The 11,733-nt window shown below is 73.4% G+C and carries 8 protein-coding genes; 2 read left to right on the top strand and 6 right to left on the bottom strand.

Going from position 1 to position 11,733, the window contains the following annotated elements:
• Nucleotides 1–2: 2 nt before the first annotated feature.
• Nucleotides 3–1,259 carry a YihY/virulence factor BrkB family protein gene (locus ACU6P3_RS27710; RefSeq protein ID WP_447194598.1) on the top strand — a complete coding sequence of 419 codons (1,257 nt, stop codon included), beginning with the start codon at nt 3–5 and terminating at the stop codon, nt 1,257–1,259.
• Between the two features lie 23 nt (nt 1,260–1,282).
• On the opposite strand, the gene ACU6P3_RS27715 is transcribed toward ACU6P3_RS27710, so the two are convergent.
• The 4 genes from ACU6P3_RS27715 to ACU6P3_RS27730 form a co-directional block, all read right to left on the bottom strand.
• Entirely contained in the window at nt 1,283–5,050 is a 3,768-nt protein-coding gene (locus tag ACU6P3_RS27715; RefSeq protein ID WP_447194599.1) for an SAV_2336 N-terminal domain-related protein, read from the bottom strand.
• Nucleotides 5,040–6,083 carry an AAA family ATPase gene (locus ACU6P3_RS27720; protein WP_447194600.1) on the bottom strand — a complete coding sequence of 348 codons (1,044 nt, stop codon included), beginning with the start codon at nt 6,081–6,083 and terminating at the stop codon, nt 5,040–5,042. Before ACU6P3_RS27720 ends, ACU6P3_RS27715 begins: the two co-directional genes overlap by 11 nt.
• Before the next feature lie 113 nt (nt 6,084–6,196).
• Nucleotides 6,197–8,260, bottom strand: a complete 2,064-nt coding sequence (locus ACU6P3_RS27725; RefSeq protein ID WP_447194601.1) for a VMAP-C domain-containing protein — start codon at nt 8,258–8,260, stop codon at nt 6,197–6,199.
• On the bottom strand, nt 8,248–8,763 hold the full coding sequence (locus ACU6P3_RS27730) for a CU044_2847 family protein (RefSeq protein WP_447194602.1): 516 nt from the start codon (nt 8,761–8,763) through the stop codon (nt 8,248–8,250). The genes ACU6P3_RS27725 and ACU6P3_RS27730 overlap by 13 nt, the downstream gene beginning before the upstream one ends.
• A gap of 97 nt (nt 8,764–8,860) precedes the next feature.
• On the opposite strand from ACU6P3_RS27730, the gene ACU6P3_RS27735 reads away from it, so the two are divergent.
• Nucleotides 8,861–9,652, top strand: coding sequence for a helix-turn-helix domain-containing protein (locus ACU6P3_RS27735; RefSeq protein WP_447194603.1), 792 nt, complete (start codon nt 8,861–8,863; stop codon nt 9,650–9,652).
• Here ACU6P3_RS27735 and ACU6P3_RS27740 read toward each other — a convergent pair.
• Nucleotides 9,592–10,035, bottom strand: coding sequence for a VOC family protein (locus ACU6P3_RS27740; protein ID WP_447194604.1), 444 nt, complete (start codon nt 10,033–10,035; stop codon nt 9,592–9,594). The two genes, ACU6P3_RS27735 and ACU6P3_RS27740, sit on opposite strands and share 61 nt — an antisense overlap.
• Nucleotides 10,036–10,231: 196 nt before the next feature.
• The gene (locus ACU6P3_RS27745; RefSeq protein ID WP_030752365.1) at nt 10,232–11,155 is read right to left on the bottom strand and encodes a S1 family peptidase; all 924 of its coding nucleotides are present in this window, start codon (nt 11,153–11,155) and stop codon (nt 10,232–10,234) included.
• Nucleotides 11,156–11,733: the final 578 nt, after the last annotated feature.

Here is an 11,733-nt window from a genome sequence, read left to right on the forward strand (position 1 = left end):
AGGTGCAGGCAGCAAAAGAAACACCCGAGCGGCCGTCCGGCCGCCTCCACCGGGCCCGAGTCCTCTACCGCAACGTCTCGAAGCGCGGGCTGGCCTGGCTGCTGCTCAAAGACACCGTCAACTCGTGCATCGAATACCGCATTCTGGGACTCGCCGCGGAGGCGGCGTTCTTCACCCTTTTGTCCCTGCCGCCTCTGCTGCTCGGTCTGATCGGGCTGCTCGGCTACGTGGACGAGTGGACGAGCACCACCACGGTCGCCTCCATCGAGAAGAACATCCTCGCGGCGTCCGGCACGGTCCTCTCCGCGCGCGGCGTCGACGAGATCGCCAAACCTCTGCTGACGTCCATCACCCAGGGCGGCCGGCCCGATGTGATCTCCCTCGGCTTCGCCATCGCGCTCTGGTCGGGCTCCCGGGCGGTCAACGTCTTCGTGGACACCATCACCGTCATGTACGGGCTCGACGGCCGGCGCGGCATCGTCGCGACCCGGCTGCTGGCCTTCTTCCTGTTCATCGTGGCGTTGCTGATCGGGGCCGTGGTGCTGCCGCTGGCGGTGGTGGGACCGGACCGGCTCGTGGCGGTGCTGCCCTGGGGCACCGAGGTCGCCTCCGTCCTGTACTGGCCGGTGGTGATCCTGCTGTCGGTGGCCTTCCTGACCACGCTCTACCACGTCTCCGTCCCCGTCAGGTCCCGCTGGATCGAGGACATGCCGGGCGCGCTGATCGCGCTGGCGATGTGGGTGCTGGGCAGCTTCCTGCTCCGCATCTACCTCACGAGCACCGTCGAGGGCCCCACCATCTACGGCTCCCTGGCCGCACCGATCGCCGTGTTGCTCTGGATCGGGGTCTCCGCGTTCGCCGTGCTGGTGGGCGCGGCGGTGAACGCGGCGATCGACCGGGTCTGGCCGTCGGTCGCCACGGCCGCCGCCCGCGCGGCCAACGAACGGCTGCGCGCGGCCCACGCGGCGGAACTGGTGGCGCGTGCCGTCGCCACGGCCGAGAACCAGGACGACGACGTGACGGACCCGGACATGCCGTCGGAGTTCCCGGAGCGGTGGTCCAACTTCCTGCCGCCGGACGACGTGGTGTCGAGAGTGCGCTCGCGGCTGCCGGGGATATGGGACAGCGGGGCGCACAAGGCGCTGAAGGAGCCGAAGGACCTGAAGAAACCGAAGGACGTGAAGGAACCGAAGGAGCCGGGGACGGGCAAGGGGGACGACGAGGGACGCGGGGGAACGGGCGAGGGGACGAACGCGTAGGCCCGCGGTCGGCCGGGCGGGAGTCAACTGGGCTCGGCCCGGCCGTTCGGACGGCCGCCCCATCCGAACAGGCGCCGCAGCCATGACGGGCCGGCACGGACGGTGGGCGGCGGCGCGTAGTCGACGGCCCGGTACCAGACGGTCCCGAAGGTCCCGGCCGACAGCTCCTTCTCATAGGGGTGGTAGCCCTCAGGTCGTCCGGCACGCCGGTACAGGTCGTCCGGCAGCCCCAGCACCATGTAGATCCGCCCGGACCAGAGGCCGCCCAGCTCGCTGAGCGCCGGAGCGGAGGTCTGCGCCGCGTGGAACTCCTCGTCGTCACCCGAGTGGAGGAAGACGTAGAGGGCCGAGGGCAACGGGAACAGAAACGCCGGCCACTCCTGCGCCACACGCTCGGCGAACGGCCCGGTCAGCAACTCCAGCACCTCGGCGAGATGCTGTTCCGGCCGGGGCGTGACCCTGAGGATCTCGAGGGCGTGGGGGGAGGTGGCCGGATCGCGGGTCCCGCCGTCGCCGAAGAACTCCTGGCACGCGGCCCGCAGCCGGGGGGCGAAGTACAGCGCGGCCTGAGCCCGGTTCGCCGGGCGGTCGACGCCGTGGAGCTCCGTGCCGCCGATGACGAGACGGAGATCGTCGCCACGGCCCGCCGGGGGCGTGATCGGCTCGCTCGCCGGCTCCCGCGCGCCTTCCGCCTCCTTCGCCTCCGCTGTTTCCCCTCCCTCCGCCTCTGTCTCCGCCGCTTCTCCGGCCTCTTTGGTTTCCGCCGCTTCCGCCGGCCTCGTGACGTCCGCCGGAGCGGGTGCGCTGGCCGCTCGCAGCCACGCACGGTCGCGGGCCACTTTCAGGTCGCGGCGCCAGTCCGTGAGTTCCCCGCGCCGCAGCTCGACCCAGGCACCGCCGTCGAGACCGTCCAGGGGCGCGCCGTACCAGAGGGCCAGAGCCTCGTCGTAGAGTTCCGCGGCGCGCGAGTGGTCCGCGATCTCGGCCGCTGCCGCGGCCTCCGAGGCCAGGCGTTCCGCGGTCAGCAGATCCACCTCCGTCTCGTCCGTCCGCAGCCGGTAGCGATCCGACGTCCCCTCGACGGGATGGCCCAGCTCTTGAAGGCGGCGTACGCCCTCGGGCACGAGGAACGTGTCCATCTCCCAAGGGTGGAGGCCGAGGGCCTCGGCCAGTTCCTCGAAGGACACGGCCCAGCCGCGCGCCATCAGCAACCTCGCCAGCAGCAGCCGCTCGTACGGGGCTCCCGGGGTGCGGTCCAGGGACCCGCGCCGTGCCCTGAGAGGCCCCAGGACGCCGTACTGCCAACGACCGTCCGGTGGCGCACCGGAGCGCAGCCGGTCGGCACCGAGCCAGCGTTCCTCCGGGTTCTTGGCGAGCAGGGCCACGAGGGCCGTCGCCAGCCACGCCGGCAATTCGGGCCGTAGTTCGCGCGGAGAGAGAGGAGGGACTTCGCGGTGAGCCCGCAGGGTCTCCCAGGTGTTCGGCAGCGCGAACGGGGGTGCCCCCGTGGCCAGTTCGTAGAGTACACAGCCGAGGGAGTAGAGGTCGCTGCGGTGGTCGACGCCGTCGCCGCCGATCTGCTCCGGGGACATGTACGCCGGGACCACGATGCTGCCGGCCCCGCGTGCGACCTGCGAGGTGCGCGAGCTGTCGAGGCCGACGCGCGCGACACCGAACCCGAGCACCTTCACCGTGCCGTCGGCAAGCCGGACGATGTCCTTGGGCGTCAGGTGCTGGTGCCAGATTCCCTGCTGATGGGCGTAGGAGAGCGCGTCGAGGACCTGCACCCCGATGTCGGCGATGTCGACGACCGGCAGTCCCCGACCTCCCGCACGGGTCAGCAGCGTCGCGAGGTCCTGGCCTTCCAGCAGTTCCATGACCACGTAGAAGGTGTCGCCGTCCACACCGAAGTCATGGACGCCGGTGATGCCGCGGTGGTGGAGCCGGGCGGTGGCCCTGGTGTCGCGGTACAGCCGCGCCTGGTGGCGCGTCGCCACCGCGTCGATCCGCCCTTCCGACACGTCGAGGCACCGGACCGCGACCAGCCGGTCCTCCGCAAGGTCCTGGGCCCGCCACACCGACCCCTGGGAGCCCTGCCCGATCATCTCCCGCAGCCGGTAGCGGCCTGCGAGAACCTGCTCGCCGGCCGCCGGCCCTGCTGCCGGGGCCGTCCTGCCGGGCCCCGGTGCGTACCCCGGCGCGGGCCCCGCCGTCGAGTCCGGCGAGGGCTCCACCTCCGGCCCCCGCAACAGCCGTACGCTCTCCCGGCTCACCAGTGCGAACGGCTCGCTGCCCGGCGCTCCCGCCGCACCGCCCGCGCCACCGCGCAGCAGCGCCCTGAACTCGCCCGGGGCCGCGCCCGCGCGGGACTCGATGACCGCGCCCACCTCGGTCAGGAGGCCGACCGTACGGACCAGTTCCGTGCGGGTCAGGGTGCCCAGCAGCAGCTCCCGCACTCCGGGCCGGAAATCGTACGAGCCCGGGGGGCCCGGCACCGTCGTCAGCATGCCGCTGAGCACCACCTCCGCCAGGTGCTGCGGCTCCGGGTGTTCCTCGACGGTCGCCTGGATCAGGCGCATCACGGGCACGTGCGGCGGACCGACGGCCAGATGCGCCGCTAGTCGGGCCGCTCGCGGGGAGGCGACCGCCCGGAATCTCAGGACCAGTTCCTCGGGCGGGACGTCCCGCGCGCGGACGCCGTCACCCGCGCCGCCCGGCCGGACCGCCGGGGCGGACCCGGCGGGCGGCCGGTCCCCCAGCAGCGCTGCCGCGCCCGGGAACTCCGTACCGCCGGACGAGGCCACCAGCGCCGCCCAGTTGCCGAGCCAGTCCGCCGTCGGTTCCAGGAACGGTACAGGGACGCCCGCCGCCGGCCGGTCGTACGGCGTGAAGCGCAGCGACGCGTTGGGCACACCGGGGCCCGGCGTGGAGAAGACTCCCGGGACGGGGGCCGGGGGCGTGTGCCGCCACATGCGCTCGGGCAGGGGCTGGAGCACCGCCACAGGCATCCTGCGGGCCCACCCGGACAGCGTCCGGTACCACGTGCGTCCCGCCGCTCCCGCGTACCACTGCGGCCCCATCGCATCGCTGATGACCAGCGTGACCGTGCGCCCGGCCGTCCACTGGCGCAGCGGTACGTTCCCGTCCGCGCCGAGCCGTACGACGTCCACCGTGCGGAACGCGCCGGTCTGCCCGAAGGCCGTGTGTAGATCGCGGGCGAGCGGTTCCCACATCGCCATCGTCGGCCCGCCGTCCACCACGAGATGCAGGTGCAGCCAGCGTTCGGGTACGGGCCTCAGCTCCGGAAACCAGTGGATCGGTCCGGCGCCCAGGGAAGCGATGCGGTGAGCCGTACCGGCCTCATCGAGCTGCCGTTCGCGTGGGGACGGCACGGTCGTGCGCAACGGGCGCAGCGCCCGCTGGACCGCCAGGGGGTGCGCGACCATCGGCGGGGCGGGGACGAGCACCCCGGAGGCGCCCGCCCCCGGCGGGTTCGCGTCCGGGTCCGGGGGCGGGGGTGCGGCCTCGGCGGGCACGGGCAGGTGCAGCGCGACCGGATCATCGGGGCCGGGGGAGACGCTCCTCGTGCGGTGCCGTTCCCGCTCGGTCCAGGCCCCGTGGGCCTCTCCATCGGCCTCCGGAGGGCCCGGCTCGGGCAGGACATGGGAGGCCAGCCACAGTACCTCAGCCAGCTCCCGCCCCGTCGGCTGCTCGCCGCCGGCCGCTGCCAGCACCGCGCGGAGCGCGGCCAGTTCATTGGCCAGGCCCGCGCGGCCCCGGTCAGAACTCATCGGTTTCCGGCGCTCGGCCCAGGTGGCGCATCAGGCGGTCCGCCAGCTCGTCCCGTGTCGCGGCGTCGAGCCCGGAGGCACGGGTCAGGTGGATCGCGTTGAGCAACTGGTCGGTCGCCAGCTCGCCGTCGCTGCCCCGGTCCAGGAATCTCCGGATCAACACCCTGGCCTGATCGTCCAGTTCACCCAGGTGCGCGCGCACGATGGCCTCCAGGTGCTCCGCCGTCGGCTGCTTCAGCTCCAGCGTCACACAGCGGCGCAGGAACGCGGGTGGGAATTCGCGTTCGCCGTTGCTGGTCAGCACGGTGAACGGGAACGCCCGGCAGCGCACGCGGCCCCGCTCCACCTCCGCCAGCCGGTCCGAGTCCGCCACCAGTACCTTCGCGCGCGCCCGCGTGCGCGCCGCGCGCACCAGCTCGGGGATCTCGTACTGCCCCTCCTCCAGAGCGTTCAGCAGGTCGTTGGGGAGATCGAGGTCGCTCTTGTCGATCTCGTCGATCAGCAGCACGCGGGGCCGCTCGTGGGGGAGCAGCGCCGTGCCCAGCGGCCCCAGCCGCAAATGGTCCTCGATATCGCTGCCCTCGGTGCGATTCCCCCGGACGTCATCCGGGCCCTCGACCGCGTCGCCGCGTGCCTCCTGGCGCGGACCCGCGGCGTACAGCCGGGAGAGCGGGTCGTACTGGTAGATCCCGTCGGCCAGGGTGGACCGGCTGGTGATGTTCCAGCGCAGGACGGGACCGAGCCGCAGCTCCCGGGCCACCGCGTAGGCGAGGCTCGACTTCCCACTGCCCGGCGGGCCCGTCACGAGCAGGGGCCGGCGCAGGTACAGTGCGGCGTTGACCAGCTGGACGCTCTCCTCGGTGGCCCGGTACGCGCGGGCGCGGTGCGCCCGGTCCGGCGAGGCGCCCCCGTCGTCCTCCGGCGGGTCCACCACGGGCCCGCCGTCGAAGGCGCGCCAAGGCGGCGGCGCGGGCAACTGGTCGATTCCGTCGTGCGGTTCGTCGGCTCCGGTGTAGACCGGCCACAGGGGCATAGCGGTGACTCCTGGGTCTTGGCGGCGCGGGTGGGGTACCCGGGGCCGCGGGGAGGGCGGGGCGTCGCCGGACGGGCGGTTCGACGGCCGTGACGGACGGGGCCGGGCCGGACCTAACCGACGGGTGACCCGCTCATGCGGGGCATCTCGGGGAACCATCGCGGGTCCTCCCAGACGAAGGACAGCTCAGCGGCCCAGTGCGGCTCGGGCCCGTTGTGCAGGAAGGCGCGTTTACGGAGGTCGAAGACCTGCTCGGGCAAATCGCCAGGCGGCAGGTGCGACAACTGCTCGGCCAGCGCGGTCAGGAACGCGTTGCCCTGGCAGGAGCCGGGACAACCGGTACCGCCCGAACAGCCAGTGCGCGGCCAGAGCACGATCGGCGCGGGCGCCGACAGCACGGCCTTGTGCAGTGCCCGGTCGCGGGTGGTCCGTGGCGGTCGCGCGAGCCCCACCGGACCCCGCACCCCCTGGAGCTCCACGGACAACAGTTCGGGCCTGACCGTCGGCCCGCAGGCGATTGGGCGTACGGCGGAACGCGGTTCGTGGTCCAACAGGTCCCACAGCCGCGTCAGCTCGTGCTGGAGCCGTGGGTTGCTCCGCCGGTCGTGGTCCATGACGACCAAGGGCGTCTTGCAGCCGAGCGGGACCGGATCCCCCTTGCGCACCCACTGGTCGACCGGCTGGTTGAGCGCGGAGCGCGGCAGGGCGAACCCGATCAGGGCCCTGCCGTCTTGGTCGATGTCGCCGAACGCCAGGTCGATCTGGTGCAGCACCCAGGCACGGACCTCCCGCTGGGCCAGCCGCCGCTCGGCTAGGAGCCGTCCGTGGCCGCCCCGGAACGTGGAGACGGACACCAGCCGCGCCGTGCCGTTCCCCGCCCCGCTGCGCCGGATCTCGACCAGGATCGGCGACCAGCGTGGGGCGGACGGGGCCGCAGCGGGACCGGGCCGGGTGGCGGCTGTGGTACGGGCGGACGCCACGGGTCCCACGGACCTCCCGCGGTCGGTCGCGGGGTGCGCCCCGGCCCCGGGGTGGGGTGTGAGGTGGCCATCGGCCGCGAGGCCGCGTTCCGGTGCGGGTGGCGAGGAAACGGCCGGGCGAGAGGTGGTCCATGTCTCCGGCGCGGTCCGAGTCTCCTGGGCGGCCGGTGCGGCCGAGGTGGCCGGGGCGGACTGCCCGCACGGAGGCGCGACGGCGGTGAAACCACCGTGACCGGTGCGGTCAGCCGGGGCCGGCCGCCATCGCCACTGTGCCGTTCCCCGGGCGTCGTGCCTTGCCCGGTGGGCCCGTGACCACGCGCGCAGTTCCTCGCCCAGCGCCTCGTCGTCGACTAGGCCCGCCACCCGCACCGCCAGCTCCGCGAGCGGCAGCGCGGCCGGCCTCGGTGGTGACTCCGACAGCAGGTACCAGACCGCCTCCCACAGACTGCCGGGCTCCACCGTCGGCGGATCGACCCCCAGCCTCCCCACCACCGTGCGCAGTAGCTGCCCCGGCGGCGGCCCGGGCAGCGCGGCGGAGCGGGCCACCAGCTCCCGCAGCCGCCGTTTCTCCTCCGTCGGATAGCCGGGTGTGGGGACGAGATCGGCCAGCGGGGCCCAGTGCCGGGCGAGGACCTGGGCGGGGATCATCCGGCCGTTCCGGTTCACCGGGTCGTACGAGACGACCATGCCGGTGACCGTGCCGGCGTCCGCCAGCACCACGGCGGCCCCGCTGAAGCCGTGGTCCGTCTTCTGCCCGTACTCCCGCCAGAACTCCAGTTGCGCCCACTCGTCGCGGATCAACTGCATTGAGGTGGCGCGCAGTTCGCTCTGGACGCCCTCCTCGCCGTACCCGAGAGGGAAGCCGTGGGCGACCAGCTTCGGGGACGGCGAGGCGTACGGGCCGTCCAGCGGCGCGAACGCGGCGGGCGCGATGCCGACGGGCCGGTCCAGCCGCAGCACGGCCAGGTCGCCGGGGTCGCGGTCGCCACCGGCCCACGCGCCGCGGGCGACGACTCCGGCCCCGAGCGGGCCGAGTCCCGGCGCACCGGGAAAGATGATCTCGGCCCGGTCGTGGTGACGCAGGACATGGGCGCAGGTGAGGACCGTGCGGTCGGCGACGAGGAAACCGGAGCCCTCCGCCGCACCGTCGATGTCGATACGGGCGTGCCAGGCGGGGGACCGCGTCACTGTCCGCACGCCCCGTCCTCGCCGGGATCCCCGCCGACTCCGGTGGCCGGGCTTGATCCGGCGCCACCGGTCGTCCCGCTGGCCGCGGTCCCTCCGGAGCGCGCGGCTCCGGTCCCGGCCGCTCCCGCCGAGGCACCCGGCTCCGAGCCGGCCCCGGCCCCCGTTCCCCCGGCCCGTGTCCCCGCGTCGTCGTCCGGCGTCCGTCCCCAGGAGAGCTTGACCGTCAGATGGCCCTCCGCCGAGGTCTTCGCGATCACCGCACCCGTCTCTGCGACGAGCTTGACACCGAACTCCAACTCCACGCCATCCGGCCGGAGGGAGCCGTCACGGAACACAGCGACGGCCGATTCCGCGGCCGCACGGATGCCCTGGAGCGCTTCGTCCAGCGTCCGGCCCGCCTGCGCGAGCGCGTTGCCGCCGCGCCCAACCGGTCTGGCACCGGGCATGTCGCGGTCGACCTCGACCATGACCTTCGCGCCGCTGTCGGTGGTGAACTCCATTAGTGCTGTCATCGTCGCCCCCGCGAAGTGAGGGGCCGGCCACGTGCCCGGCCCGAACGACCATTGTGGATCAACGGCCGGTCGGCGGGGAGGCGTTAGTCTCACTTCTGTGTACGAGGAACGGATCTCGCGGGTCGACGGCGCGGTCGTGTGGACGCGGACCGTGGAGCCGCGAACCCCGGGGGCGGCCCCGGCCGGTGGCGCGGGCGGCGGGGCCCCGGTCCATCCGGTGCTGCCCGACGGATGCATGGACCTGCTCTGGATCGGTGGCGGGCTCCTGGTCGCGGGCCCGGACACCCGGGCGTACGTGCCGCCGCGCGAACTGGCGGGCGCGCACTGCGCCGGCGTGCGGTTCGCGCCGGGGACCGCGCCCGCGTTCCTCGGCGTACCGGCCCACGAACTGCGCGACCGGCGGGTGGCACTCGCCGATCTGTGGTCCCCGGCCGAGGTGCGGCCGCTCGTCGCGCGGCTGGAGTCCGCGGCGGACCCGGCGACCGCGCTGGAGTCCGTGGCGCTGGCGGCGGCGAAGCGCCGGCGGCCGGCCGGGACCACCCCGCCCGACCGCGTGGTGCGGGCGGTGGTCGACTCGCTCGACGGGGGCCGTACGGTCGCGGCGACCGCCGACGCGGTCGGCCTGGGCGCCAGGCAGTTGCACCGCCGCTGCCTGGACGCGTTCGGCTACGGCCCCAAGACGCTGGCGCGGGTGCTGCGGCTGCAACGCGCGCTGGCGTTCGTACGCGCCGGTGAGCCCTTCGCGGTGGCCGCGCTCGCGGCGGGCTGCGCCGACCAGGCGCATCTGGCGCGCGAGACGCGCGACCTGGCCGGGCTCACGCTGACGGCCTACGCGGCGCTGGCGAAGAGCGAGACGGCGCAGCCGTCGGGGTCGAGCACCACCGCGTAGCGCTGGCCCCAGACGGCGTCCCACGGCTCCAGGTGCCCCCGGTACCCGGCGGCGGTCAGCCGCTCGTACGTGGCGTCCACGGCGGCGGGGCCGTCGCAGACGAAGGCGAGCCCGAGGCGTTCGCCGCCCGTGGGGCGGCTCCAGGAGGGATCGTAGGAGCGGACGGTCTCCTTCGTGTCCCACAGCACGCGCAGACCGCTGGGCAGGGTCGCCTCCGCGTGCGGCGCGGTGTCGGCGTCGGCCGGTACGTCCAGGCCGAGCAGCCGGTAGAAGGCGAGGGAGGCGGCCATGTCGGAGACGACGAGGCCGACGGCGTCGAGCCGGGGCGCGGCCGAGGCGGCCGAGGGGGCCGTGGGACGAGCGGAGTGGCTGGTCGTGTTCATGGGCCCACCGTACGAGCGGCGCGGCGGACGGGTCTTGAACGAATCGGACAACGGGCCGCCCCGTCCCCCGTTCCCCGTCCGGCGACGCACGCGACGGGCCACGCGCACTCGGTGCGTGGCCCGTCGGTGGTGTCCGGGCAGCGCTGCTGCCGGTCTTGCGGGTGCGGCCGTGTCGAGTGCGGCCGTGCGGAGTCGCTTAGAAGACGCTCACGCCGTACGCGTTGAGGGCCTCCACCACCGGCTGGAAGAACGTGGTGCCGCCGGAGGAGCAGTTGCCGCTGCCGCCCGAGGTCAGACCCAGCGCGGTGCTGCCCGAGAACAGGGGGCCGCCGCTGTCGCCCGGCTCGGCGCAGACGTTGGTCTGGATCAGGCCGGAGACGATGTCGCCGCCGCCGTAGTTGACCGTCGCGTTGAGGCCGGTGACCGTACCGCTGTGCAGGCCGGTGGTCGAGCCGCTGCGCCGCACGCTCTGGCCCACGGACGGGTTGGCGGCGGAGGTGATGTCCTGGTACGAGCCGTTGTAGAGGGAGACCCGGCCGTCCGCGGCGGCGGAGCTGGAGTGGCGGATCAGCCCGTAGTCGTTGCCCGGGAAGCTGGAACCGGCGCGGGAGCCGAGCACCGTGCTGTTCGAGGAGTTGGTGTACCAGGTGGCGCCGATCTCCGTGCAGTGCCCGGCGGTCAGCGCGTAGTACGTGCTGCCGCTGCGGACGTTGAAGCCGAGGGAGCACCGGCCGCCACCCGCGTAGATGGCCTGGCCGCCGGCGATGAGCTTGTTGAACGTGCCCTCGGTGTGCTTGATCGTGACGCCCGCCGTGCTGTTGTCCGCGACGGACTCCTTGATCTCGGCTATCTCGGCGTCGGAGACCGAGCTGTCGACGGTGACGACGACCTTGCCGGACGCCTTGTCCGTGTACCACGCCGTACCGGCGATGTCGGCACCGCGGATCGCGGAGTCGGCCTGGGCCAGCTGGACGGCGGTGACGGCCGGGGCCACGGGCGCCGGCTGGGCGACGGCGGACGGGGCGGCAAGCGCGACGGCGGTCACCAGACCGGACGTGACGGCGAGGAGCCGTGCGCGTCTGGACACCGCGCCGAGGGGGGAGAAGCGCTTGATGGTCACAAGTCCTCCATAGGTGGGGGAGACGGACGGCCCGTTGGGTGAGCGGGCCACCGGGCGCGACGGTCCACGGCCAGCGATTTTGAACGTGGACTGTCAATCGCGCTTGACCGAATCTTTGAATCCCGTTGGCGCTCGCGCAAGGTTGACTTCCGGACCTGTGAGGCGGGTGGTCGGTGTGTGGCCCGCGTGGCTGCCGGACCGGTGGCCGAACGCGACCGCGGGACGGGGATGGGGTGATCCCCGGGGTGGTCGACGCGGGTTCGGCCGTATGCTGTTGCAAATCTTTGCGCGTAGAGTGCGATGGCCGGTGAGTGCCCGTCAGCAGCTGGACATAGCGGGGAATGTGCCATCAGATGTGCCCGGTGACGTCATTCGGTCAGGCGGGAAGGCGTCACGAACACACATGGTTTCACCGTGGGTGCGGGGAGGGTGACGCTGGGGATTCGCTGCCGTGGTGGGCGGAGTTCGGCCGTGCGGGGATTCCGGGGGCGCCGCTGCCCGATTGGGTGACGTACCACCGAAATGCGTACGGCGTGATCTTGGCCTGAAGTGATCGGTGCGGTGGACTCGAAGGGGCG

Source organism: Streptomyces hebeiensis (genome assembly GCF_052983195.1).

Bases quoted from the DNA above. Each gene is read 5' to 3' on its own strand.
- ACU6P3_RS27715 (WP_447194599.1), bottom strand. From the start codon at position 5,050: ATGAGTTCTGACCGGGGCCGCGCGGGCCTGGCCAATGAACTGGCCGCG.
- ACU6P3_RS27720 (WP_447194600.1), bottom strand. From the start codon at position 6,083: ATGCCCCTGTGGCCGGTCTACACCGGAGCCGACGAACCGCACGACGGA.
- ACU6P3_RS27730 (WP_447194602.1), bottom strand. From the start codon at position 8,763: ATGACAGCACTAATGGAGTTCACCACCGACAGCGGCGCGAAGGTCATG.
- ACU6P3_RS27740 (WP_447194604.1), bottom strand. From the start codon at position 10,035: ATGAACACGACCAGCCACTCCGCTCGTCCCACGGCCCCCTCGGCCGCC.